The 24,687-nt window shown below is 52.3% G+C and carries 31 protein-coding genes; 6 read left to right on the forward strand and 25 right to left on the reverse strand.

Going from position 1 to position 24,687, the window contains the following annotated elements:
• Positions 1-21 precede the first annotated feature (21 nt).
• Positions 22-372 (reverse strand): iron donor protein CyaY, encoded by a 351-nt coding sequence (gene cyaY / locus DU000_RS11575; RefSeq protein WP_114403568.1) that lies wholly within the window; start codon positions 370-372, stop codon positions 22-24.
• A gap of 110 nt (positions 373-482) precedes the next feature.
• Between cyaY and DU000_RS11580 the strand changes: the two genes are divergently transcribed.
• Positions 483-770 (forward strand): hypothetical protein, encoded by a 288-nt coding sequence (locus DU000_RS11580; RefSeq protein ID WP_114403569.1) that lies wholly within the window; start codon positions 483-485, stop codon positions 768-770.
• 27 nt (positions 771-797) lie between these two features.
• A complete protein-coding gene (gene lysA, locus DU000_RS11585) occupies positions 798-2,090 on the forward strand; it encodes a diaminopimelate decarboxylase (RefSeq protein WP_114403570.1) in 1,293 nt (430 codons plus the stop codon).
• A gap of 144 nt (positions 2,091-2,234) precedes the next feature.
• On the opposite strand, the gene DU000_RS11590 is transcribed toward lysA, so the two are convergent.
• The 7 genes from DU000_RS11590 to DU000_RS11620 form a co-directional block, all read right to left on the reverse strand.
• On the reverse strand, positions 2,235-2,657 hold the full coding sequence (locus DU000_RS11590; RefSeq protein ID WP_114403571.1) for a hypothetical protein: 423 nt from the start codon (positions 2,655-2,657) through the stop codon (positions 2,235-2,237).
• Between the two features lie 133 nt (positions 2,658-2,790).
• A complete protein-coding gene (locus DU000_RS11595) occupies positions 2,791-3,402 on the reverse strand; it encodes a protein-methionine-sulfoxide reductase heme-binding subunit MsrQ (protein WP_114403572.1) in 612 nt (203 codons plus the stop codon).
• 181 nt (positions 3,403-3,583) lie between these two features.
• Positions 3,584-4,540, reverse strand: a complete 957-nt coding sequence (msrP, locus tag DU000_RS11600; RefSeq protein ID WP_114403573.1) for a protein-methionine-sulfoxide reductase catalytic subunit MsrP — start codon at positions 4,538-4,540, stop codon at positions 3,584-3,586.
• A gap of 134 nt (positions 4,541-4,674) precedes the next feature.
• Entirely contained in the window at positions 4,675-6,234 is a 1,560-nt protein-coding gene (locus tag DU000_RS11605) for a 3'-5' exonuclease family protein (RefSeq protein WP_114403574.1), read from the reverse strand.
• A gap of 12 nt (positions 6,235-6,246) precedes the next feature.
• Positions 6,247-7,539, reverse strand: coding sequence for a c-type cytochrome biogenesis protein CcsB (gene ccsB / locus DU000_RS11610; RefSeq protein WP_114403575.1), 1,293 nt, complete (start codon positions 7,537-7,539; stop codon positions 6,247-6,249).
• Positions 7,523-9,739, reverse strand: coding sequence for a cytochrome c biogenesis protein ResB (locus DU000_RS11615; RefSeq protein ID WP_240001892.1), 2,217 nt, complete (start codon positions 9,737-9,739; stop codon positions 7,523-7,525). Before DU000_RS11615 ends, ccsB begins: the two co-directional genes overlap by 17 nt.
• A gap of 208 nt (positions 9,740-9,947) precedes the next feature.
• The gene (locus tag DU000_RS11620) at positions 9,948-10,616 is read right to left on the reverse strand and encodes a c-type cytochrome (RefSeq protein ID WP_114403576.1); all 669 of its coding nucleotides are present in this window, start codon (positions 10,614-10,616) and stop codon (positions 9,948-9,950) included.
• A gap of 199 nt (positions 10,617-10,815) precedes the next feature.
• Between DU000_RS11620 and yihA the strand changes: the two genes are divergently transcribed.
• From yihA to DU000_RS11640, 4 genes are all read left to right on the forward strand, one after another.
• On the forward strand, positions 10,816-11,484 hold the full coding sequence (yihA, locus tag DU000_RS11625; RefSeq protein ID WP_114403577.1) for a ribosome biogenesis GTP-binding protein YihA/YsxC: 669 nt from the start codon (positions 10,816-10,818) through the stop codon (positions 11,482-11,484).
• Between the two features lie 135 nt (positions 11,485-11,619).
• Positions 11,620-12,642 carry a porphobilinogen synthase gene (gene hemB, locus DU000_RS11630; RefSeq protein ID WP_114403578.1) on the forward strand — a complete coding sequence of 341 codons (1,023 nt, stop codon included), beginning with the start codon at positions 11,620-11,622 and terminating at the stop codon, positions 12,640-12,642.
• 43 nt (positions 12,643-12,685) lie between these two features.
• Complete coding sequence (locus DU000_RS11635) at positions 12,686-13,084, forward strand: VOC family protein (RefSeq protein ID WP_114403579.1); 399 nt, start codon at positions 12,686-12,688, stop codon at positions 13,082-13,084.
• A 15-nt stretch (positions 13,085-13,099) separates the two neighbouring features.
• On the forward strand, positions 13,100-14,146 hold the full coding sequence (locus tag DU000_RS11640) for a magnesium transporter CorA family protein (RefSeq protein ID WP_114403661.1): 1,047 nt from the start codon (positions 13,100-13,102) through the stop codon (positions 14,144-14,146).
• A 22-nt stretch (positions 14,147-14,168) separates the two neighbouring features.
• Here the strand turns inward: DU000_RS11640 and DU000_RS11645 are convergent, their stop codons facing one another.
• The 17 genes from DU000_RS11645 to rplF form a co-directional block, all read right to left on the reverse strand.
• The gene (locus tag DU000_RS11645; protein WP_114403580.1) at positions 14,169-14,393 is read right to left on the reverse strand and encodes an RNA-binding S4 domain-containing protein; all 225 of its coding nucleotides are present in this window, start codon (positions 14,391-14,393) and stop codon (positions 14,169-14,171) included.
• 4 nt (positions 14,394-14,397) lie between these two features.
• A complete protein-coding gene (locus DU000_RS11650) occupies positions 14,398-14,949 on the reverse strand; it encodes a YaeQ family protein (protein ID WP_114403581.1) in 552 nt (183 codons plus the stop codon).
• A 186-nt stretch (positions 14,950-15,135) separates the two neighbouring features.
• The gene (dsbD, locus tag DU000_RS11655; protein ID WP_114403582.1) at positions 15,136-17,019 is read right to left on the reverse strand and encodes a protein-disulfide reductase DsbD; all 1,884 of its coding nucleotides are present in this window, start codon (positions 17,017-17,019) and stop codon (positions 15,136-15,138) included.
• A 2-nt stretch (positions 17,020-17,021) separates the two neighbouring features.
• Positions 17,022-17,372, reverse strand: a complete 351-nt coding sequence (gene cutA, locus DU000_RS11660) for a divalent-cation tolerance protein CutA (RefSeq protein ID WP_114403583.1) — start codon at positions 17,370-17,372, stop codon at positions 17,022-17,024.
• A gap of 123 nt (positions 17,373-17,495) precedes the next feature.
• Positions 17,496-17,891, reverse strand: coding sequence for a 50S ribosomal protein L17 (rplQ, locus tag DU000_RS11665; protein WP_114403584.1), 396 nt, complete (start codon positions 17,889-17,891; stop codon positions 17,496-17,498).
• A gap of 201 nt (positions 17,892-18,092) precedes the next feature.
• Positions 18,093-19,067 carry a DNA-directed RNA polymerase subunit alpha gene (locus DU000_RS11670; protein WP_114403585.1) on the reverse strand — a complete coding sequence of 325 codons (975 nt, stop codon included), beginning with the start codon at positions 19,065-19,067 and terminating at the stop codon, positions 18,093-18,095.
• A 129-nt stretch (positions 19,068-19,196) separates the two neighbouring features.
• Positions 19,197-19,820 (reverse strand): 30S ribosomal protein S4, encoded by a 624-nt coding sequence (gene rpsD / locus DU000_RS11675; RefSeq protein WP_114403586.1) that lies wholly within the window; start codon positions 19,818-19,820, stop codon positions 19,197-19,199.
• 159 nt (positions 19,821-19,979) lie between these two features.
• Positions 19,980-20,381 carry a 30S ribosomal protein S11 gene (gene rpsK, locus DU000_RS11680; protein WP_114403587.1) on the reverse strand — a complete coding sequence of 134 codons (402 nt, stop codon included), beginning with the start codon at positions 20,379-20,381 and terminating at the stop codon, positions 19,980-19,982.
• Between the two features lie 18 nt (positions 20,382-20,399).
• Positions 20,400-20,765, reverse strand: coding sequence for a 30S ribosomal protein S13 (gene rpsM, locus DU000_RS11685; RefSeq protein ID WP_114403588.1), 366 nt, complete (start codon positions 20,763-20,765; stop codon positions 20,400-20,402).
• Between the two features lie 34 nt (positions 20,766-20,799).
• Complete coding sequence (rpmJ, locus tag DU000_RS11690) at positions 20,800-20,913, reverse strand: 50S ribosomal protein L36 (protein WP_066357345.1); 114 nt, start codon at positions 20,911-20,913, stop codon at positions 20,800-20,802.
• Between the two features lie 51 nt (positions 20,914-20,964).
• Positions 20,965-21,183 (reverse strand): translation initiation factor IF-1, encoded by a 219-nt coding sequence (gene infA / locus DU000_RS11695; protein ID WP_114403589.1) that lies wholly within the window; start codon positions 21,181-21,183, stop codon positions 20,965-20,967.
• Between the two features lie 8 nt (positions 21,184-21,191).
• Entirely contained in the window at positions 21,192-22,520 is a 1,329-nt protein-coding gene (gene secY / locus DU000_RS11700; RefSeq protein ID WP_114403590.1) for a preprotein translocase subunit SecY, read from the reverse strand.
• A 14-nt stretch (positions 22,521-22,534) separates the two neighbouring features.
• On the reverse strand, positions 22,535-22,969 hold the full coding sequence (rplO, locus tag DU000_RS11705) for a 50S ribosomal protein L15 (RefSeq protein WP_114403591.1): 435 nt from the start codon (positions 22,967-22,969) through the stop codon (positions 22,535-22,537).
• Between the two features lie 25 nt (positions 22,970-22,994).
• The gene (gene rpmD / locus DU000_RS11710) at positions 22,995-23,177 is read right to left on the reverse strand and encodes a 50S ribosomal protein L30 (RefSeq protein WP_205074063.1); all 183 of its coding nucleotides are present in this window, start codon (positions 23,175-23,177) and stop codon (positions 22,995-22,997) included.
• A gap of 16 nt (positions 23,178-23,193) precedes the next feature.
• A complete protein-coding gene (rpsE, locus tag DU000_RS11715; RefSeq protein ID WP_114403592.1) occupies positions 23,194-23,712 on the reverse strand; it encodes a 30S ribosomal protein S5 in 519 nt (172 codons plus the stop codon).
• 31 nt (positions 23,713-23,743) lie between these two features.
• Positions 23,744-24,109, reverse strand: a complete 366-nt coding sequence (gene rplR / locus DU000_RS11720) for a 50S ribosomal protein L18 (RefSeq protein ID WP_114403593.1) — start codon at positions 24,107-24,109, stop codon at positions 23,744-23,746.
• A 27-nt stretch (positions 24,110-24,136) separates the two neighbouring features.
• Positions 24,137-24,670 carry a 50S ribosomal protein L6 gene (gene rplF, locus DU000_RS11725; RefSeq protein WP_114403594.1) on the reverse strand — a complete coding sequence of 178 codons (534 nt, stop codon included), beginning with the start codon at positions 24,668-24,670 and terminating at the stop codon, positions 24,137-24,139.
• Positions 24,671-24,687: the final 17 nt, after the last annotated feature.

A 24,687-nucleotide genomic window follows, 5' to 3' on the forward strand; every position in this document is an offset into this window, starting at 1 on the left:
CTGTCGGGCAAAGGGCTGAAACTAGCCCTCAAACCACTTGGATAAACGACCAAAGAGTGACTCACCTCCGCGTGTGTCCAGCCAATTACTGGTATGGGGGTCATAGCGGTAATGGTAAGCGCCCTCTTTCGTCGCCAGCCAGATCTCTTGCATCGGTGCTTGGATATTGATAACCCATTTATCGCCCTGCTCGTCCTCTAGCGTCAAGACATTGCCGCTGCGCTGGGGGTCGATATCCGCCGCGGCATGATCCGCTTTATCTTCAATGTCGCGCAAGGTTCGCTCTGCCAGCGCCAAAAACTCAGACTCTGATATCGGCCCGTTAGCCTTAGCGCGATCTGCAGGGGACTCAGTAAAGTTCTTGGTGCTCATGCTAGACTTACTTTCCTTCTGTAAATAAGACAAATCTCTGGGGTATGTTGATTGTAGCGTGCTTTTCCTGGCTGACCTCATGCAACGCCAATCTAGGCCCTGCGCGGCGCATGGCGGCGAGTCGAGCAGCCTTACTACGCCTCCTCAGCTTAGTGCTATGCCTTGTGCTACAAAGCGCCTGCGGCCAACGCGGGGGGCTTTATTTACCGCCCAAACCTGGGCAATCGAATAATCCCCCTCTTGCCAAACCGGTGGTTCCCGCGCCAGCCAGTGGTGAAGACTTCGATTTAACCCTGGGCGCCGCCATTCCCAATATCCCGTTAAAATCAGAAGCAACCCCTGCTACCCCGAGTTTGCCGCCAGCGGCAACAAGCCTGCCCGCCACGCCCTCTCGCTAACCACTGTTCCCTATTTAGCCTGAATCAATGACGCCTGATCAATACTTTCCTCTACTGACCACCCCAGCCGGAACCATACGCCATGCAGAAGCGGTCCCCCTGACCCAACTTGCAGCTCAATTTGGCACGCCCACCTACGTCTATTCCAAAGCCGCGCTGGTCGCCGCTTACCAAGCTTATGCGAGTGCACTTGCAGGGAAACGTGCGACGATTCACTACGCCATGAAAACCAACTCCAATCTCAGCCTCTTGCGCCTGTTTGGCGAGCTGGGCGCGGGGTTTGATATTGTTTCCGGCGGCGAATTACAGCGCGTCATCGCGGCCGGCTGCAAAACCGATAAGGTGGTGTTTTCTGGCGTCGGCAAAACCGCCGATGAAATGCGCTTAGCGCTTCAGCACGGCATTAAATGCTTTAACCTCGAATCCGTATCCGAGCTAGACCGGCTGAATGCCGTGGCCGCTAGCATGGGCAAAATCGCGCCGATTTCCGTGCGCGTGAACCCTGATGTGGATGCCAAAACCCATCCCTACATTTCCACCGGGCTTAAAGAAAATAAATTCGGCGTCGCGTTTGAAGATGCCCTGCCCCTCTATCGCAAAGCCGCCGCACTGCCCAATATTCAAGTGATTGGGATTGATTGCCACATTGGCTCGCAACTCACCGAGATCAGCCCGTATTTAGATGCGCTGGATAAAGTGCTTGATCTCGTTGCTGCGCTACGCGCCGAGAACATTGTGCTGCATCACCTTGATTTAGGCGGCGGCCTTGGCATTCGTTATCAAGACGAAACGCCACCGGCAGCGAGTGAATTAATTAGTGCGATTTTGCAGCGGTTGGAGGTGCGTGGCTTTGGCGATCTAGAGTTGGCGTTTGAGCCAGGCCGCTCGTTAGTCGGCAATGCGGGGATTCTGCTGACTAAAGTCGAATACCTCAAGCATAACAGCGCCAAAAACTTTGCCGTCGTCGATGCCGCCATGAATGACCTCATGCGCCCCGCCATGTACGAAGCCTTTCACGACATGGTGGCCGTACAACCGCGCAATGGTGGCAGTAGTGGTAGCGCAGGCAACCCGCAAAGCTACGACATTGTTGGACCGGTGTGCGAAAGTGGCGACTGGCTGGGCCGCAACCGTGAGTTTGACTTAGCCGAAGGCGATCTCATCGCCATCCTCTCCGCCGGCGCGTACGGCATGACCATGGCCTCCAACTACAACACTCGTGGCCGCGCCGCTGAAGTGTTAGTGGATGGTGAGCAAGTCACCCTCATTCGGCGACGGGAGACGGTAGAGGATTTGTTGCGGGCAGAGCAAGAGATATAAATAACTTATACACCAAGGGCCTTACGAAGGTGGTTTCAGTTTGAATATGAAACTCATCGGGCGATAGGGAGTAGTGTCGAGGAAAACGCCGTGATTTTAAGAAAGCTTAGAACTTAGCACTTTCATTGATACCACTTCCTTCCCCTATTCATATGCACTAACGACTGCTTCACTTAATCGCAATTTAACGAGTTCATCTAGCGCGCGACCTGAAATCACTAAGCGCAAATTTGGCGCGAGACCAAAATCATCCTGTCCTGCTGTGCCTTCCACTTTCATCCAGAAAAACTCTGGCAGTTCTTTCTCTGGAAAGAACTCATTAAATGTTTCTGACTTTAAGATATCCACTCCAGCAAAGGATATGCCAGAAGCATGGAATCTCTCTAAGATTTCTCTGGCTTTAGATGTGACAATGTAGGCGGGAAAGCTTGTTAAAAGTACATCGCCAGACCATCCATCAAATACATATTCTAGCGATTGAATCTTTGGTGGATGAATACTACTATCCATAACCGTTTTCTCTCCAAGTCCACCTGCAACTTCAGGTTCTACTAGAAAAAATCGCATTTCTTGCCTCAATAATATTGATTTGGATTGTTCCTGATTTCAACGTCTGATAGGAGGTCTGTTTTGCCTCCACAATACAGATAAAGTTGAATGAGGGGGTGATTATCGGTTTTAAACTCTTTATCAGACTATTTTAAAACAACTCTTTTGACTTTAACCGCTGCCACACCCGCCAGCCCAACAAACCCGCCACAATCACGCCGTATTTAATCGGCTCTATAAAATCATTCTTGCCTGCTTTGTGCCAGACAAAATGCAGCACGCCCAATATCGCAATCGCATACACCAGCTTGTGTAATTGCTGCCAACGTTTACCGCCAAGCCAGCGAATCGCCGCATTAAACGACGTGAGTGCCAGAGGCCAGAGCAAAATAAAGCCCAACATGCCGACGGTAATAAAAGGCCGTTTAATCACATCAGCGACAATATCAGCCCACACAAAGCCGGAATCCAGCGCATAAATCGCGAAGTGCAATAGGACATAAAAAAACACATATAGCCCCAGCATACGCCGCACGCGGGCGAGGATATGCCAGCCTGTTATTTTTCGTAGCGGCGTCACGCTTAACACCAAGCACAGAAAAATTAAGGCCCACTCGCCGGTCTTGCGCTGCAAGGCTTCGACGGGGTTAGCGCCCAGCACATCTAAACCCTGCTGGGTTTGCCAAATGGCGTAGCCCAGCCACAGCGCAGGCAGCAGGCTGAGAATAAAAATAGTAGGCTTTAAAAATCGGTTAAACATCATCAGAAAGTGGTTTTTATACTGTCACGCATCTCAAAGAAAAGGGGTGCACATATAAACGCATAGACATCCGACGAAACTGTCGCGAGCGATCCAAGGTTGCGCCGAGAAGCGCAGGCGTACCGAGTTGTACGTTGAGCATCGCAGGCACAAGATTGGAGCGCGCAGTAAGTTTCGGCGATATCTAGAAAAACTGTTTTAAGTCCATGCCGGTGTAAAGGCTCGCCACCTGATCGGCATAACCATTAAACATGAGTGTTTTGCGTTTGGCCTGAAACAGGCCGTCTTCGCCCAAGCGGCGCTCGGTGGCTTGGCTCCAGCGTGGATGATCGACTTGCGGATTCACATTGGAATAAAAACCATATTCGCGTGGCGCAGCTTTATTCCAACTGGTAGCCGGTTGCTTTTCCACGAGGCGAATGCGCACAATCGACTTGGCTGATTTAAAGCCGTATTTCCATGGCACAGTCAGGCGCACAGGTGCGCCATTTTGCGGTGGCAGGGTTTCGCCATACATACCCAGTGTAAGCAAAGTCAGCGGGTGCATGGCTTCGTCCATGCGCAGCCCTTCGACATAGGGCCAATCCAACACACCTGAACTCAGCCCCGGCATTTGTTTGGGATCAGCCAAGGAGATAAATTCCACATACTTGGCATTGCCAGTAGGTTCAACTTGTTTGAGCAACGCCGAGAGAGAATAACCCACCCAGGGCACAACCATGGACCAACCTTCGACACAGCGCAAGCGATACACGCGCTCTTCCAGCGGGGCGAGTTTCAGCAAGCTCTCTAAATCAAATACTTTTGATTTTTTGACCTCGCCTTCAATCGTAATCGTCCACGGTTGGGTAACGAAGCCCCGCGCCAAGACGGCAGGCGCTTCTTTACGGGTGCTGAATTCGTAGAAATTGTTGTAAGTGGTGGCCAGCTCTTGCGGCGTGGTTTTTTCCATCACCACGTATTTACCGGGCTTGGCATCGAGTTTTTTACTGGGGCTGGACGTATTCGCGGCAGCCAAACCCGGGAAAGCAAGTGGGAAACTGGCTGCGCCGGTCGCGAGCGCCGCTTTAAGTAGTTGGCGGCGCTGCTCGTAGACGGCTTTGGGTGTAATTTCACTGGGTTGTATCGTTGGGTCAGCCACGGTTTACCTCGCAGAGTGAGTGAAGCTTGGGGTTTGCTAAGTGCCAACTGTTGGTTACCGCTAATGGATAGCGGATAGCGCATGGCAGATTGAGCTTAGTCGTCCATTAGTGCCTTACCTTACAGCGTCTTACCTTACAGGGTTTCCAGCAAAGGATCAATCATCCCGGCTTTCGGTATAGTCAAAGGCGTAATGGCGGCGTTTGGCAAGCGTTCAAGGTGCTGTAATAAGATGTGATACGTATCCAAATCAAACTGCGGTTTTTGCCGCTGTGACAGCAACTCGGCGAGATGCGCCTCACTCTCCGCCGCGCCGTAGTAACACCAGTTATCAATTACATGCTGTACGCGTCGTTCGCCACTGCCTTCCGCCACGGCAATCGGGCCAGCATAGGGCCAGGTTTTTTGCCGTAGTTGCGCCAACGCCAACAGTAAACGAGCATGGTGTTGCCGTGGGCTTTCGCCATTTGCGGTGTTGTCATGGGTATGTTCACAAGCTCCTTTGCAGCGCTTGAGTTGGCGCGCAAAACAGGGTTGTCCAGGGGCGTTTTTTTCTAGTCCCAGTGTCACGCGGCAAAGCTGATGGTCGCGCACAATTTTTTCTAGCATAGCCAGTGCGGCACGCTGGCTGCGAAAGAAGCCATAGTATTGGCCCGTGCTTTGACTAGTCGCCGGGGGGGACGCTTCATCCGCCCAATCCAACGTAAGTTGGTTATAACGTGGCGACGCTTCATCCTGCAAAGGATCAGCCAGAAACCACCGACACAAGGCCTTTTGCCGCCGCAGTTTCTGGTTATGAATGGGCATGCGAGTTTTAACGAGCTGGGCTTCGAGTAATAGCGCCCCAAGTTCGCCAGCGGTTTCTATCCATTCAATCGCTTGCGTTTGTTGAACCAGACTCATTTCGCGGCCACGCTGATGATCGCTGGTGAAATGATCCAACACCCGCTTCCGTAAAGTTTTGCTTTTGCCCACATACAGCAAGGCCCGCTGGGCGGCCGAGGCGACTGGTGAGCCCGCTGCAGCGGTTGCGGACTCAAGCGGTGCGCCATAAAACAAATACACGCCGGGCGTGTTGGGGATTTGATCAATAATCTCAGGGTCAATTTGTGGCGGCAGTTGGGGGCGAGTCGCAATGCGCTGAACCGCCTGCGCGATAGTTTCTGCGCCGTATTGCGCCGTCCATGCCTGCCAGAGTTGCCAGAGGATCTCCGCATCAGCTAAGGCGCGATGGCGCGCCCGGGGCTGGAGCTGGTAACGTTCAATCAGGCTGTCCAGATTGTGTCGCTTATGCACCGGGGCCAAGGCGCGGGAGAGCTTGACGGTGCAGAGCGTCGTCGCACGAAAATCCATGCCGCAGCGCTTAAAGGCTTGCTTGAGAAAGCCATAGTCAAAGCGGGCATTGTGGGCGATGAGGGTTTTACCCTGCAACTGCGCGTAAAGCTGTGGCGCGATCTCATCAAAGGTCGGCGCGTCAGCCACCATGTCATTGGTAATGCCGGTGAGTGCTTGAATAAATTCAGGAATCGCATGGCGAGGCTGGCACAACTGACTCCACTCGGCATAGCTTGGCTCACCCTCGCCGAATGTTACCGTGACAATCCCCACCTCGGTAATGTCATCGCGCTCAATGCTCCCGCCTGAAGTTTCCAGATCAATGAAGATCAGGGGTTGCGGTAGCGAGATAGGCGACATCAACGCAATGGCTTAGAGATTCCCATAGGAATGCAAGCCGGATAGGAACATATTCACGCCCAGGAATGCAAATCCAGTGACCAACAAACCCACCAGCGCCCAGTAGGCGGCAAGCGTGCCACGCAGGCCTTTCATCAGACGTAAGTGTAGCCAGGCCGCGTAGTTCAACCAAACAATCAAGGCCCAGGTTTCTTTCGGGTCCCACTGCCAGTAAGTGCCCCAAGCATCGGCCGCCCACAGCGCCCCGAGAATGGTGGCCACGGTGAAGAAGGCAAAGCCAACCGCAATGGCTTTGTACATCCAGTCATCAAGCACGGCAAACTCGGGCAGTAATGGGCCTATGCGTCTGCGCGCGAGTAAAATCGCACCGACTAATATCGCTGAAATCGCGAAGTAGGCTGCCCAGTAACTTGGCAAGCCAGATTTACGGAAAATCAAGGGCTCTGCGCCCAGCAACGCCCCCAAAATGAACAGGGGCAGTAACTTCACCCAGGAAGTGGTTTGACTGTGTTGTTTGACCAAGTAGGCAAACCCGACCATTGCCGCCAAGGAGAAGGTGCCATAACCAATAAAGTTAGCGGGGACATGCAGCTTCATCCACCAGGACTGCAACGCTGGAACCAAAGGCTGGATTTCATGAGCGCCGCGATCAAAGGTATACCAAAGCAGAAAAGTGACGGCGGAACAGATAATCAACAGAACAAAACCGCCTAAGCTGCGGGTCGCATAGCGCTCTTCGTAATACAGATAGAACAGCGCGGTAATGAGCGAAAAGAGGACAAATACTTCATACAAATTGCTGACGGGGATATGCCCCACATCGGGGCTGATCAGATAACTTTCATACCAACGCACCAATAACCCGATCCAGCCCATGCCTACCGCCAGCCAGCTCAGCAGGGTTCCTAACCAGCTTGCGGTTGGCCCGTGGGTAAGCAAGCCCAACCAGTAGGAGACCAAGGCCCCGTAAAACAGCGCGCACATCCATAAGATTGCCGATTGACTAGACAAAAAATATTTCAGGCCAAAGACCTGCTCTGCTTGGCTAAGGCTATGGCCATATAAGGTCACCGCCAATATCGCCGCCCCAGCGACAGTAAGAAATAGCCCCTGTAAGCGCCGCCAGGCGTAACCTAGCCAAGCGAAGGCAGGCACACAGGCAAACAAAATAATTTGCTCATAGCTGTCCATATAGCTGTGATAGCGCTGCTCGGCAAAGGCTGCGCCACATAATAAAACCAGGGCAAAGAGCCAGTCACGCCCTTGCCAGCGTCGATACCAGGGGAGATTAATGGTCAGATCCATGGGTTTCCTTAACAGCGAGGAGTTGGGCAAAGTCTTGTCGAATTTGCACGAATTCGTCTTCAAAATCGAGGCCGCGACGCGCTGCAGAAAAGGCCAGTAGGGCCTCACTCGCAGTTTCAGCGGACGACATGACAGGTTTGACTAAAATCCATAGGCGGCGTTCCCGCACATAGAACATGGCAAAGACACCCAGCACCAGCAGCAAACACCCCAGGTAAACCCACGGCTTACCGGGAGAGCGGGTCATTTGGAAACCGCTTGCCTGCACGTGATCGAAGTCAGTCAGTTGAAAATAGACGGGGGCCGCATACAGCAAACTGTCAGACACGGCATTGAGCGCACGGCGCAGAAATAAGCCATTGGTTTCATCCGCACTGACTGCCGGTAAACGATCTGCCTGGCGCGCCACTTGCCACAGTTCCCACATGCTACCTTCCAGCATCTTTAATAGGACTTCAACCATGCGCGGTTGTTCGGCAGCAGGAATCGTACGCTCTACCAGCTCGGCCACCGCCTGGAGGCCACTTTGTGGTTCGGTACTGGCTTGCCTCAAGGCAGTATTAGCCCCGGCAAAGGTCGTTAACAAATTGAGTGCGCTTTGCGTTAACTGCGTAGTTGCTTCTCCCGCTGAGGCTCGTTCTGCCGGGAAAAAGCGGCTCGCATTTTGTGCAAACTGCCGCGCGGCTAGCTCGCGTAGCGCCGGGTTGGCGACCGCGGCACGCAAGCGCATGAACTCATCTAAGCCGCCTTGCGGATCAGCCGGAATGCGTAGGTAACGGAAAGCGTCATTCGGGTTTTGTCGTAAGCCCGCCAGATAGACGACCGCACCCTCCATCTGCACCGGCAGCATGTAATTATGAAACTCGATTGCTTGCCCCGCTGCATCGCGTAACTTGTATTGAATACTCGGCCCGATATTGCGCAAATGCTTGTCATTCGCCGTTTTCGCTGCGCTGCCGAGCTGGGCACGTAACCCACGGCTTTGGCCAGTCACAGCGCTATCCTCGGGATTCACTTCTGGGTCAATCTTTTCAACATTGATCGGACGAAAACCGGTTAACTCAAGCTGATAGGGCTTGCCCTGCTGCTGACTGAGTGGGATCACTTGGCCCACGGTGCCACTGAGCGTCAAAGTCTGTTGACCCGCGCCTTGCATGGGGTAAGCACGTAAGGTCAGGCGGGAACCGCCATCATCAAAATTAGCCTGATAAATCGCAATGCCACGATGGATTAAAGGCTTATTCACTTCAATCGTGCGCTGAATGCGCTCACCGCTGAGTTTGTCTAACAGCTCAACATCACTGGCAAACAGTTTGGGCATGCCTGTGCTGTAGTAATCGATGCGGAATTTTTTCAGGGTTAAAGTAAACGGCAGTTCTTGTACCAACAGCCCTTCGCGCAAGCTCACAATGGTGACATCTGTGCTGCCATTTTCAGGGACGAGTGAGTTACCGCGAAAAGAGGGGTTGCGGGCGCTTAAACGACCACTCTCTGGTACCTCACTAATGCGTTCGGCCCCCTGAATCGGTTGTTTATTGAACAACCAGGCTTGCACTTTGACGGGAATGTCGGTATCGAATAAATAACCGACTCCCATCAAGACGATGGCACTGTGGGCAAAGATATACCCAAAGCGGTTCGTTGCGCCCCGTTTCGCCGCGAGCAGAATGGCGGCGGGCGGCGCAGGCTCGGTGCCCGCCGCGTCAGCGACGGGGCTAGGACGCTCACTGATTTTGACGCGGTAACCCTTGGCTTGCAGCCATTGACCTAGGGTCTGGGCTAACTGCGCAGGCGGCTGGCTGCTATTGCCTTCCGTATGATGCCCAAAAGCACGCAAACTGCCTTCGCGCAGGGTATCGCGCCAAGCTAAGGCATCTTTCACCATCTTCGGTGCGTTGCGCAGAATACAGAGCGATGTTGAGAGAATCAGCAAAAACAGTACCGCAATAAACCAGGTGCTGGTATATACGGTGTAAAGCGATAAGGCGTCAAAAATCGCGTACCAAAACTCCCCGAATTGATTAATGTAGTTGGGGGTTGGCTCGTTTTGTTTCATAACGGTGCCAACGATGCTGGCAATCGCAATCAGCGTCAATGAGGCAATCGCGAAACGCATCGAGCTTAACAACTCCACCAAATCAGCAAACCAACCGCGCTGATTCCCGAGTTGCACCCCTTGTGTCGAAATATCACTGCTCACGCCACGCCGCTCCTACTTGACCCAACTCATCCATGCCACTTTAGGCGGTTGCCCGCTCACGATTGCCCTAGACTCACCTGCGATGAAAAAGGGGTGGCTGCGCCACCCCTTGCTATGCTGACTGACTGTGGCGAGACCCCCGCTTAGCACCACTGACTTAATAGCACTTACCAGCCGCCAACAACTCAGCGTGAAAGTGATACAAGAATTAACGTAAGCCAGCAATGTAGTCTGCCACAGCGTCAATTTCTTGTTTCGACAGTTTCTTGGCAATCGCGCTCATCTGCGCACTGTTTTTACGCAACCCATCCCGGAAAGCCGTCAGCTGGGCTGCGGTGTATTCGCTGTTTTGCCCGGCTAAACGTGGGTATTGGGCAGGAATCCCAGCGCCATTCGGGCTGTGGCAGCCAGCGCAAGCCGCGATCCCTTTATCACGAATGCCAGCACGATAAATTTTCTGCCCCAGTTCAACACTGGTTTTGTCGCCTTTAGCGGCAGCCAACTTGGGTTTTTGCTCTGCGTAGTAAGCCGCCACATTGCGAATATCGTCTGCAGACAACGTCGCAGCAAAACCAGCCATCACCGCATTAGCACGCTCCGCTTCTTTTGCATTAGGCTGGACTTTGAAGTTATGCAATTGCTTTTCTAAATACGCAGCATGTTGCCCCGCCAGTTTTGGGTAGGCGGGCGTGCCGGTATTGCCATCCGCACCATGACAAGCCGCGCAAACCTGGGCAGCAATTTGCTGGCCTTTTACAGTGTCAGCCTTGGCGGGAGCCTTGCTTTCTGAGGCCTGGGCAGACAAGGTTAGCGCCGCCACACCGGCGAACAGGGAACAAGAGCGTAGAATGGCAAGAATTTTCATAAGTACCTTCATAGACACAGGATTGTGCAAATTTGTGTTGTATGGTTCAGGGCGGAACCCAAATCAGACGGTCTGGAGCCCAAGCCCTGCGCCAAATGCAATGCCACAAGAGAAAATAGTGGCAGCGCACGAGTCAGCCTGCGATTGTACAATACCCCCGACGACCTTTCCAGCCGCGCGAACCCCGAGACTGGCTACCATCGAGCTAATAATGAGTACTCTGCACCAAGCCAAGTTTTTTACCACTGTTAACGACCTGCATAGCTTGCCCGCCTACGGCATGCCAGAAGTCGCCTTTGTCGGGCGCTCGAATGCGGGCAAATCGACCGCCATCAATATCCTGTGTAACCAAAAACGGCTGGCGTTTGCGAGTAAAACGCCGGGTCGCACGCAACATATCAACTTTTTTTCTCTCACGAGCAAAGAAACGCTCCACGGTTATTTGGTTGATTTGCCTGGGTATGGTTACGCCGAAGTGGCGCAAACCAGCAAGCATCATTGGCAACAATTGCTGGCTGATTATTTGGTCAATCGCCCCACCCTGAAAGGGGTCATTCTATTGTGCGACGCCCGCCGGCCTTTTACCGAACTGGATCAGCAATTGATGGATTGGCTGGCGCCGACGGGGATTCCCATTCACACCCTACTGACTAAGGCTGATAAATTAACCCGGAGCGAAGCCGCACAGGTACTTCAAGCGGGGCGGGCTTTCCTAAAGGGACGCCAAGAGAGTGCTGCGCCAGAGGGGGCGGCACCCTATACTATCCAACTTTTTTCGAGTTTAAAGCGCGTCGGGCTGGAAGAAGCGGAAGCCCAAATTTTGACATGGCTGAATTTGCCGATCCCTGTTGGCGCCACCATAAAAAAATCCCCGACCTAGTGTTAGGTCGGGGTGAAGTATGCCATTTTGCAATGGCACCCGCTCAGGGAGGAAAACTACAATGTTTACTATGAGTGTTCTTAATTAAAAAAGTTCGCCCATGTTTAAAAAATCTTTTTGTCGGATTGATTGCTTATGACCCACCCTTCACCTCAACAATCCATACTCAGCCATTTCCCGGCGCGCCGCATGCGCCGCAACCGCCGCCATGACTTCTCTCGTCGCTTGGTGCGCGAGCATCACCTCAGTGTGAATGATCTGATTTATCCCGTCTTCGTATTGGATGGCGTAGGCAAGACTGAGGCGGTGGGTTCCATGCCCGGCGTGTTTCGCTACAGCTTGGATACCCTGTTGCCCGTTGCTGAGGATTGCGTGAAATTGGGCATTCCGGTCATGGCGATTTTTCCCGTGATCGACAGTGCGCTCAAAACCCCCGATGGACAAGAGGCGCTCAACCCAAATGGGCTGGTGCCGCGTGTGGTGCAGGCGCTTAAGCAACGCTTTCCTGAACTGGGCATTCTCACCGATGTCGCGCTCGACCCCTTTACCAGCCATGGGCAAGATGGAGTGATTGATGCCGATGGCTATGTACTGAACGACGAAACCACCCGCATTCTGGTGCAGCAAGCGCAAGTCCAAGCCGCCGCAGGTAGCAATATTGTGGCCCCGAGCGATATGATGGATGGCCGCATCGCCGCAATTCGCGCCGGCTTAGAAGCACACGGACACATTCACACCCAAATCATGGCGTACTCCGCCAAATATGCATCTAAATTCTACGGCCCCTTCCGCGATGCGGTCGGCTCCGCGGGCAATCTGGGCAAAGCCAACAAAGCTACATATCAAATGGATCCCGCCAATAGCGACGAAGCCTTATGGGAAGTGGGGCTAGATTTGCAAGAAGGGGCCGACATGGTGATGGTAAAACCGGGTATGCCGTACTTAGATATTGTCCGCCGCGTGAAAGACACGTACCGTGCCCCCACTTTTGTGTATCAAGTCAGTGGTGAATATGCCATGCTGAAAGCAGCTGGGCAACAGGGCTGGATTGATGAGCGCGCCTGTGTGTTGGAAGCGCTCTTAGGCTGCAAGCGCGCCGGGGCCGATGGCATACTCACTTATTACGCCCGCGAAGTGGCGCAGTGGTTATCAGAATAACTTATAAAGCTTACTTATAAAATTTAAGTGAGGGGGCACACCCATGCAATTGAGCCAGCTCGATCATCTCGTCTTGACGGTAACAGATATGGCAAGGACGCGTGACTTTTATGTGCGCGTGTTGGGTATGGAGGCGATTACCTTTGGCGCTGCTGACACCCCGCGCCATGCCCTCGCCTTTGGTACACAAAAAATCAATTTGCATCAGGCCGGAAAAGAATTTGAACCCAAAGCGGCACACCCGCTGCCTGGTTCGGCAGACTTATGCTTTTTAACCACCACGCCGCTAACAGAAGTCATCGCGCACCTCACACAAGTGGGTCAGCCCATTCTGGAAGGCCCCGTGCAACGGACGGGCGCACAAGGGTCAATTCTCTCGGTGTATATCCGTGACCCCGACGGTAATTTGCTGGAAATCGCTAACCAACTTGCCACCAACTAATTTTCTGCCATGACCATGGACATCTTTCACCTCAATGAACATGGCTGCCAAGCCTGGAAAAGCAACGGTTCGCCCCAAGATGGCATGGTCTGGATTGATCTCCCTTATCAGCACAGTATTGAAGAAATCAATCCCGTTTGGCGCGTTGAGGCAGAACGACTGCTACACATTCAAATTGAGGATCTGCATCTGCAAGATGCACGCAACCCGCAGCACCCCTCTTACTTTGATTCGACGCATGCGTATCAAATGCTGATTTTTCGTGGGGTGCAGCAACGCACGCCCCATCGCGATGAGCAGCTCAGCCAAAAGACTATTCGCCTGCGCACCCGCCCAACGGTATTTTTTATCAGTGCACGTGGCTTGGTTTCTTTGCGCCCGGCGGATAGCCGCAGCTTTGCCGCAGTCCGTGCCCGCATTCAGGATGCGTCTATACGCTGCCCGAACAGCCCACAAGACTTGGCGCTACGGCTGATGAACAGTATGGTGGATCGTTACCTTGAGCTACGCCAGCCCTTAACCGACCAGCTTGAACAATGGCAGCGCGAGTTACTTGATCCGCGGCAAAAGTTCACCAACTGGTTTAGTTTGCTGGAATCGCGCATGGAAATTCGCAAACTTGAAAACCTCTGTGAAGAACAATACGAAGCGATTCAAGAGTGGCGCGATGAACACCTTGAGGTCACAGATGAACACGGCTCTGTGCATCGCCTACCCTCCGATCACTTGCTGGTGCGGGTGAATGATTTAATGGAGCATATTCAGCGTGTGCTTAACCATGCGCGCCGCTTAGAAGCCTCAGTGGAAAGCGCCGTGCAACTGCATTTTTCCGCCACGGCGTATCGCACCAATGAAATCATGCGTACGCTCACCGTGATCACGGCCATCTTCATGCCGCTGACGTTGATCACGGGGATTTTTGGCATGAACTTCGATGTTATCCCCGGTCTGCACACGGCATGGGGATTTTGGCTAACGATAGGTGGCATGGCGTTGATCGCCGTCGTCATGCTATTCGTATTCCGCATGAAGCGATTTTTTGATGACCGCCCTGAGCGCTAATCACGCTAAGAGACTCGATCGCTCACGCGGGCACAATTACCTGAATGATGACATCGCCACCAACGCCCACGCACTGGCCTGCCCGAATCTTGGCGGTCTTGCGTAATTCCAGTTGTCCATCCACCGTGACCATACCGTCAGCAACCAGGGCTTTACCGGCGCCGCCGCTATCCACTACACCCTTTAGTTTCAATAGATTGTTCAGTTCGATGTAATCGCGGTCTAATTCAAATTGCAGGTGTTGCACAGGTTTACTCTTTCTCGTTAGGCGTTTTTAGAGTGTGCAGATTTAGCGCCACGGTGGTTTCTTGGTTCGATAGCCAAATCTGTCCCTCTTGCACTGTACATTGCAAGCTCATGTTGCGTGCAGCCAGCGCGGCCAAGGCTTGGCTATGTTCGGGCGCGAGTTGCCAGACCGTTAAGTGCGCGAAACGCGCCACTTTATCTGCCATGCCTTTCCACCAAATATCGGCGCTGTGACTATAAGCCAGTACGACTACTTGGGATGCCCGGGCGCAAGCTTTACGAATGCGGCTTTCGTCGGGCTGACCCACATCAATCCAACAATCAATCGTGCCCGTGAGGTCCTTTTGCCAAAGGTCCGGTTCGTCCACATCGGATAGCCCTTTGGTAAAACTCAAATACTCATGGGCATAGCAGGCAAAAGCAAGCACGCGCACCATCAAACGCTCTTCCGTTTCGGAAGGATGGCGGGCCAGCGTAATGGCATGGTCGGCGTAGTAGCCGCGATCCATATCAGCAATGCTGAGGGTGGCTTTGTATATAGTTGCTTTGAGGGCCATGTTTTTATGTGCACTTCTATAAATTTATTTTTCGGGCGAATTGCTTTGTCGCATGCTCGCTCATGCTTCGCTGTACTTCTATGTACTATCTCAGCTTTCGCTGTGCGCCTCCTCGCACCGCATGTGAATACTGAGCCCGAAATTCTATATTTCTAGAAGGCCCATTTATGATTTGGATGCAGATAATTAGCGCTTAATTTGACGCTGTACAGCCGCCAGATGCTGACGAAACTTTGCCGCGTTTTGAAAACCGATCACGCGGGCACCGGGTATTTCTTTACCCTGTGCATCAAAGAACACAATACCTGGTGGGCCAAAGAGATTAAAGCGCTTGAGTAGGGCCTGATCTTCAGCATTATTTGCGGTCACATCGACTTGAATCCAGAGCGTATCGGCAAGGGCTGCTTGCACAGCGGGGTCGCTGAAAGTAAAGCGTTCCATCTCTTTGCATGACACGCACCAATCGGCATAAAAATCCAGAAGCGCTGCACGCTTACCCAGCTTGCCACTGGCTAGGTCTGCTAATAGCGCCTCTAGGGCTTGTTCGTTTTTCACCCGCACAAACGGCAGGCTCACATGCGCAGGTGCTGCGGCGCTGCCACGCAACACGGAAAGGGGCTGCAACACATCGCGCCCACCGGCGGCCACGCCCACTAATTCGATCGCGCCCACTAAGCCTAGGACAATACCTAACCATTGAAAAAACTGCGCTTTGCCGCCAGCATGCGGCGGCAATTTCTGCCAGGCACGCAATACCACGGCCATACCCAACAGCAGTAAACCCACCCCTGCCGGCCACACCCAATCGGGGAGCAAGGGCTGCACCATCCACAGCGCCACGCCCAACAACAGCAGACCAAATACGTGCTTAATTTGGTTCATCCACGCACCCGCTTTCGGTAGCCAGTGCCCCGCAGAAGCACCGAGAATCAGCAAGGGTACGCTCATCCCTGAAGCTATGGAGAAGAGCGCAAGGCCGCCACGTACTGGATCGCCAGACTGACTGATGTACAGCAACACACCCGCCAGTGGTGGCGCTACACAAGGGCCAACCATGAGGCCCGAGAGCACGCCCATGACAAACACACCCAGTGCTTGCCCTCCAGACTGACTTTCTAAGTGGCCATGTAAACGGTGACGGAGAAAGGCTGGCAGCTGTAGCTCATACCAGCCAAATTTAGAGAGTGCTAAGGCCGTCAACACCAGCGCAAAGCTAATCAAGGCCGCTGGAGTTTGGAGTAGTTGTGCTAACCCTTGCCCAGCCAGGCCAGCAGCCACGCCGAGCATGGTATAGACCAAGATCATGCCCAGGCTATACCAGAGGGCAAGCTGAAACGCCCGCCAGGGATGGGGATGCGCTTTGTTACCCACTACATCGCGGCCACTGATTATCGAGGACAAAATCGGTAGCATCGGTAGCACACAGGGGGTAAAGGCGAGCAGTAAGCCGAGGCCAAAGAAGATTGGCAAGGCCAGCCAGAGGGAGCGACTGGCCAGGATGGATTGTAGTTGCCCGCTTTCGTCGAGTACGACCTCTGTCTTACCCGTTTGGCCGAATGACGATTGGTCAGTGTTTGCTGGCGCGCGTTGCCCTCGCGGGGGATAGGCAATCTGGGTGGTTTGAGGGGGGTAACACAATCCAGCATCAGCACAGCCCTGTGAAATCAGGCGCAACGCCTGTAGCGGCAGGGCTTGCGTCGATTCGGGCTGGGTGACCACTAGCGTAAACCGCAAGTCATCACGGTAAATTTCCAGCGTTTTATTAAAGGTTTCATCAAAGTGTGGCTTACCCACGGGCAAGGCCGCCGTAATCTTGCTGCCGGCAGGATCGCTCTGCCAGTCAAAGCGCTCACGATACAAATAGTAGCCGGGGGCAATTCGATAATGAACTTGCAGGGTTTGTTCATCGAGCCATTCTGTTTGAAGTTTGAAGGCGTCCTGTGGCGCTAGAAATTCCGTCGCCGTTCCTTTACCAAACCAGGCCTCCGCCAGGGTTGGAACAACCAACAGGGTTAAGGTGAGCCAGATTAGGGCAAAGCGGCACAGAGATGAAGAATGAATAGTACGCATGGTTAAACAATGACGGGGCTGGGTGGGATGGTCATGCGGGCGACCCAGTCAAGATATTCGGGCAGTCCTTGGGTGACGGGCACCGCGACTATTTCTGGCAGTTTGTAAGGATGACTTGCCCGCAGCAAGGTTTCAACTTGCGGATAAGCTCGTGCTGTTGTCTTTAACATGAGCGGGATTTCCGTCGCACGCTCGACCTTGCCTTCCCATTCGTACCATGACTGCACCGGGGCCAGTAGGTTCACGCAGGCAGCGGCCCTCGCAGCAATGAGCGTTTGTGCAGCGAGCTCGGCACTTTGCTGATCGGGAAAATTTGACCATACAATCAACATTTGCTCACTGGCAGTGCCCATCTCATTTTCCTCCTAGTCAACGCTTGTCAGTGGAAATAATGTATCTCGCACAGGCTCATGGCGCCCTGGCAAATAAAAAGGCCAGCGATTTGCTGGCCTTCTATTGTACGCGCTCAACTCAAGTTATGCTGCGGACTCAGTTGGGGCAGCAGCATCGGTTTCTGGCCGATCGAGTAGTTCAACATAGGCCATCGGCGCTTTATCGCCAACGCGAAAACCCATTTTCAGGATACGCAGGTAACCACCGGGGCGGTTTGCAAAACGCGGGCCGAGTTCATTAAACAGCTTCAACACCACGTCGCGATCACGCAGGCGGTTAAAGGCCAGACGTTTGTTAGCCACGGTGTCTTCTTTAGCCAATGTGATCAGGGGTTCAACCACGCGGCGCAATTCTTTGGCTTTAGGCAGGGTTGTTTTGATCGCTTCATGCTGTAGCAAAGAAACAGACATGTTGCGGAGCATAGCCAAACGGTGGCTGCTAGTACGATTTAATTTACGGAGACCATTACGGTGACGCATGTTATTTCCTTTCGAGTTTTAGATCAGCACGCTGGCTGTGGGCCGATTCTTCTATCCCTATTGATACATCGGGCGGTTCGGTAGAGTGACGACTATAACTAACAATTTACACTACGGCTATTTGGCAACCTAGGCTACCTAAATTAAGCTTACTTCGGCTACAAACCAGTTCAGCATGCTGTGCTGAACTGGTTTGCAGAATTACTTATCAATGCCTGCGGGTGGCCAATTTTCCAATTTCATACCCAAGGTCAAACCACGCGACGCCAGTACTTCTTTGATTTCGTTGAGTGATTTGCGACCCAGGTTTGGTGTCTTGAGTAATTCGTTTTCGGTACGTTGAATCAAGTCACCAATGTAGTAAATGTTTTCTGCTTTCAAGCAATTGGCTGAGCGCACAGTCAATTCAAGGTCATCAACCGGGCGTAACAACAGTGGGTCTACTTGTGGTGCCCGTGGTGCTTCCACGGACTCTGCCGAGCCTTCCAGTGCTGCAAAGACGGAAAGCTGGTCGACCAGGATGCGGGCCGCTTGGCGCACACACTCTTCCGGCGCGATCACCCCATTGGTCTCAATATTCATGACCAGTTTATCGAGATCTGTACGCTGTTCAACGCGGGCGCTTTCTACCGCGTAACTGACTCGGCTCACGGGAGAAAATGAGGCATCAAGAACAATCCGACCAATCGCTTTGGTAGGCTCGTCACGGTAGGAACGCAGTGTCCCGGGAACATAGCCACGGCCTTTCTCGACCTTAATTTGCATGTCCAATTTCGCACCTGCAGACAGATACGCAATCAGATGTTCAGGATTGATCACTTCTACATCATGGGGCAGTTCAATATCGGCAGCCGTTACCACGCCTTCGCCTTCTTTACGCAGGGTAACAGTCACTTCATCACGATTGTGCAGCTTGAATACCACCCCTTTGAGGTTGAGCAACAAGTCCACCACGTCTTCACGAACGCCATCAATGGTTGAATACTCATGCACCACGCCCGCAATCTGTACTTCTGTCGGGGCATAGCCAACCATGGAAGACAGTAAAACGCGACGCAGCGCATTTCCCAATGTGTGGCCGTAGCCACGTTCAAAAGGCTCCATCACGACTTTTGCATGATTCGGGCCAAGGGCTTCTACATCGATAACACGTGGTTTTAACAACGCGGTTTGCATGAACAATCCTTTCAATACCCTCGGCTCGTTACACCGATAAGGCTGTGGATGGTTAAAAAATCTGGTGTATATACAATTTGCCTGCTCTAGCCACGACATCTGGTTGGGCAATGAGCAGGCATGCAGCTATTAGCGTGAATACAATTCAACGATTAACTGCTCATTTACGTCTTGCGCCACGTCTGAGCGGTCAGGCGTTGCCTTGAAAGTGCCTTCCATTTTTTTGCTGTCAACGCTTACCCATTGAGGGAAGCCGCTAGACTCTGCCAACTGGAGCGAATCAATAATCCGGGCTTGCTTTTTCGCTTTTTCACGAACGGCAATGATGTCACCCACTTTAACAACGTAGGAAGGAATATTCACCACTTGACCATTAACGGTGAGCGCTTTGTGACCAACCACTTGACGTGCTTCAGCACGAGTGGATGCAAAGCCCATACGATACACAACGTTATCGAGGCGGCTTTCCAGCAATTTGATCAGGTTTTCACCCGTGCTACCTTTAACGCGGTCTGCTTCCGCGAAAACGCGGCGGAACTGGCGTTCTAATACCCCATACATCCGCTTTAATTTTTGCTTTTCACGCAATTGGTTACCGAAGTCTGACGTGCGCGCACCGGAAGTGCGGCCATGCTGGCCTGGTTTGCTGTCAAGTTTGCATTTGGAGTCAAGCGCACGGCGAGTGCTTTTGAGTTGAAGGTCAGTTCCTTCACGGCGGGAGAGTTTACATTTTGGGCCAATATAGCGGGCCATAGTCAGTCCTTTCTTATCTTTGCCGTCTATTGCAACGGGCAGTTAATCTGTCGATTCCACGCGAATCACGATTAACACAATGAAATTAAACAGCAGAAGCTACGTGGTTTTGAAAATACAAAAACCCGGCATCAAAAGATGCCGGGCCGTAATGCAAAATTAGATACGACGACGCTTGGGTGGCCGGCAACCATTGTGCGGCACAGGGGTCACATCGGCAATTTGCGTGATCCGAATGCCCAGGGAATTGAGCGCACGAATGGCAGACTCACGACCAGGGCCGGGACCCTTGATGCGGGCTTCTAAGTTCTTGATGCCGCATTCAACGGCTACACGGCCAGCATTTTCTGCTGCAACCTGTGCCGCAAAGGGGGTACTTTTGCGTGAACCTTTGAAGCCAGCACCGCCTGCAGTCGCCCAAGAAATTGCGTTTCCTTGGCGATCGGTAATGGTGATAATGGTGTTATTGAAAGACGCGTGAACATGCACGATTCCTTCGGAAACATTCTTACGAACTTTCTTGCGCGCACGTTGTGCAGCAGCGGACGGAGCCTTAGCCATAAATCCGATCCTTCTAAATTATTTCTTCAATGTAACGCCAGCTTTACGCGGCCCTTTGCGCGTGCGCGCATTGGTGCGTGTACGCTGACCACGAACTGGCAATCCTTTACGATGCCGTAAACCGCGATAGCAGCCTAAATCCATTAGGCGTTTGATGTGCATCGTGATTTCACGGCGCAAATCGCCTTCGGTGGTAAATTTCGCCACCTCATCGCGCAGACGCTCGAGCTCACTGTCATCGAGGTCCTTCATTTTCTTAGTTACAGGCACACCGGCTGCTACACAGATCAGACGGGCGCGAGGGCGACCAATACCGTAAATGGCGGTTAAACCAATTTCAGCATGTTGGTGGTTAGGGATATTTATCCCGGCGATACGTGCCATAGTTTCCTCTTAACTAACAAATTGGTAGCTGCAATCAGCCTTGGCGCTGCTTGTGGCGAGGATCAGTACAGATCACTCGAACAACGCCGTGACGTTTGATAATTTTGCAGTTCCGGCAAATTCGTTTTACCGAAGCGAGCACTTTCATAATGAACTCCTAATACTTCAATTTGAACCACAAACCGATTAAACCAAGCTCTTATTTGGCACGGAAAACAATGCGAGCGCGTGATAAATCGTAAGGTGTGAGTTCTACCGTTACCTTATCACCAGGCAATATCCGGATATAGTGCATACGCATTTTTCCGGAGATATGCCCAAGCACAACATGGCCATTTTCCAGCTTGACTCGAAAAGTCGCATTGGGCAGGTTCTCAACAATTTCACCCTGCATTTGAATGACGTCATCTTTCGCCATTGCCCAGCTTACCTTTCGCTGCCTTTGAAGTTTGCTTTCTTCAGCAAACTATCGTATTGCTGTGACATAACATAGGCTTGAACCTGTGCCATAAAATCCATCGTCACCACAACAATAATCAATAATGAGGTGCCCCCGAAATAAAATGGGACATTCTTCCACAACAATAAAAACTCTGGCACCAAACACACGAGCGTGATGTAGATGGCTCCAACCAGGGTTAAGCGCAGTAAAATCTTGTCAATGTAGCGAGCCGTTTGTTCACCGGGACGAATCCCAGGTACGAAAGCGCCGCTTCGCTTGAGGTTATCTGCGGTTTCCTTGCTATTAAAAACCAGTGCCGTATAGAAGAAGCAGAAAAACACAATCATGGCCGCGTACAATAAGATGTATACCGGTTGCCCTGGGTGCAGGGTGGCGGCCAAATCCTTGATGATACGGACAACTTGACTACTACTTTCACCACTCGTAAACCAGCCTGCTAGCGTTGCTGGAAATAAAATAATGCTTGAGGCGAAAATCGGTGGAATTACGCCAGCCATATTCAACTTGAGTGGCAAGTGCGAACTTTGCCCACCATAAATCTTATTCCCAACTTGACGCTTGGCATAATTAACCAGAATCTTGCGCTGACCTCGTTCCACAAACACAACAAGCGCCGTTACTGCAAATACCAAACCACAAATCAATATTGCCGCCAATGCGTGTAAAGCGCCGGTTCTAACGAGTTCGAAGAGTCCGGCAATGGCACTTGGCAAACCTGCCGCAATACCCGCAAAAATCAAAATAGAAATCCCGTTACCCAAACCACGCTCAGTAATTTGTTCGCCAAGCCACATCAAGAACATGGTGCCGGTTACTAAGGAAACAACTGTGGTTAACTTAAATCCAATCCCAGGGTTAAGCACCAGACCAGCTTGTGACTGCAAGGCTGTCGCAATGGCTAAAGCCTGAAACAGCGCTAACACTAGCGTAAAGTAGCGCGTGTACTGCGTAATTTTTCGACGCCCTGCCTCACCCTCTTTTTTCAACGCCTCCAGCTGCGGCGATACGACACTCATCAACTGCATGATGATCGACGCCGAGATATACGGCATGATTCCCAGTGTAAAGATACTAAATCGGGATAGCGCGCCACCGGAAAACATGTTGAAAAGGTCAAGAATACCGCCTTTATTACGCTCAAACAAAGCAGCAATTTGAGCAGGATCAATCCCTGGCACAGGGATATGTGTCCCGATTCGGTATACGACTAAAGCCAACAAGAGAAACCATAAACGGCGCTTTAAATCAGCAAAGCGGCTGGTTTGTCCGGTAAGAGCAGGGGTCTTTGCCACACTGAATCCTATACTTAAGCAGCGACTGCGCCGCCAGCGGCTTCAATCGCAGCAAGCGCACCTTTAGTAGCCAGCAAGCCTTTAAGGGTAACTTTGCGAGTCAATTGACCTGATGCAATCACCTTCACAGATTTAATCTGCTCAGCGACCAAACCAGCTTGCTTGAGCGCCAATAAATCTATTTCATCCAATGCGAAACGCTGTAGATCAGCCAGGGTAATTTGGGCGTTCAGTGCTGCAGTCAATGACTTAAAGCCACGCTTTGGCAGTCGACGTTGTAGTGGCATTTGACCACCCTCAAAACCGACTTTATGGTAGCCGCCTGCACGGGATTTTTGACCTTTGTGCCCACGTCCGGCAGTCTTACCCAAGCCAGAGCCAATGCCACGACCTACGCGACGCTTAGCGTGTTTCGCGCCCGCCGCTGGTTTAATGGTATTGAGTTCCATGTTTTTCCTTTATCCTTGAAACACCTTATTGCACAACAGCAACAAGGTAAGAGACTTTGCGAATCATGCCGCGCACAGCTGGCGTGTCTTCCAAAACCGCCGTGCTGTTTACACGGCGTAAACCTAAGCCGCGTACAGTCGCGCGATGTGCTTCACGCGTACCAATCAGGCCACGCACCAGCTTAACCGTTACAGTTTTCTTATCCATCAGACTTTCTCTCCGATTAGGCCAGAATATCTTCAACTGATTTGCCGCGTTTAGCTGCAATTTCAGCTGGAGTGCTCATCGTTGCCAAACCATCTAAGGTCGCACGCACCATGTTGTAAGGATTGGTTGAGCCATGACTTTTCGCTACGACGTTGCGGATTCCCATTACTTCAAAGATTGCGCGCATCGGGCCGCCCGCAATAATGCCGGTACCTTCTGCCGCAGGGGCAATCATGACGGACGCTGCGCCGTGTTTGCCATGCACTTCGTGTTGCAAAGTGCCATTTTTAAGGGAAACCTTTAGCATGTTACGACGCGCTTGTTCCATTGCCTTTTGAACAGCAACGGGCACCTCACGTGCTTTACCCTTACCCATACCAATACGGCCATCACCATCGCCAACAACTGTTAAAGCCGCAAAGCCTAGAATACGGCCGCCCTTAACCACTTTTGTGACGCGGTTGACCGCAATCATTTTCTCGCGCAAACCATCATCGCGCTCTTCGCCTGCTGCTTTAGCTTGTACTTTTGCCATCGTTGTATCCTTAGATCGTCATGCCGCAGGGTTAGAACTGCAGGCCACCTTCGCGCGCCGCCTCAGCCAGGGCCTTGATGCGGCCGTGGAAGCGGAAGCCAGCACGGTCAAAAGCCACCTGTGAAATGCCTGCTGCCTTTGCTTTTTCGGCCAAGCGCTTACCAACTAGCGCTGCTGCATTGATATTCCCACCCTTGCCTGACACACCAGCGAGAGATTGGCGAATCTCAGCCTCAACCGTTGATGCACTGACCAGTACGCGATCCCCTTCGGGAGAAACAATACTGGCATACACATGCAAATTCGTACGATGTACCGTTAAGCGATTGGCCTTCAGCTGGGCAATTCGTGCTCGCGTCTGGCGGGCACGGCGTAAACGTGAATCTTGCTTATTCATAATTCAATCCTTTACCAAGAACGCAGGTTATTTCTTCTTGGTTTCTTTCAGAATCACAGTTTCATCGGCGTAGCGGACACCTTTGCCTTTATAGGGCTCTGGCGGACGATAGGCACGCACTTCAGCGGCGACCTGACCGACCTTCTGTCTATCTGCACCCTTGATCAAGATCTCTGTGGGAACAGGGGTTTCCGCCTTAACGCCGGCCGGCAATTTATAAACCACCGGGTGCGAAAAACCGAGAGACAAATTGAGTGATTCGCCTTGGGCTTGTGCTTTGTAACCCACCCCAACGAGTGTCAATTTACGCTCAAAGCCTTTTGTCACCCCAGTGACCATGTTGGCGACCAAAGCGCGGTAGGTACCACTTAGAGCACCCGCCTCACGCGAATCATTGGCAGCAGCAAAGGTTACTTGACCAGCATCAATCTTAATTTCTACCGCCGCGTTGATGGCTTGAGTAAGCGTACCCAGGGGACCCTTTACCGTAATTTGGCCATTAGCGACATTAATTTCAGCGCCTTGCGGCACTACTACGGGGTTCTTTGCAACACGTGACATAATCTTCTCCTTGACCC

Source organism: Parvibium lacunae (assembly GCF_003335215.1).
Lineage (GTDB): Bacteria > Pseudomonadota > Gammaproteobacteria > Burkholderiales > Burkholderiaceae_D > Parvibium > Parvibium lacunae.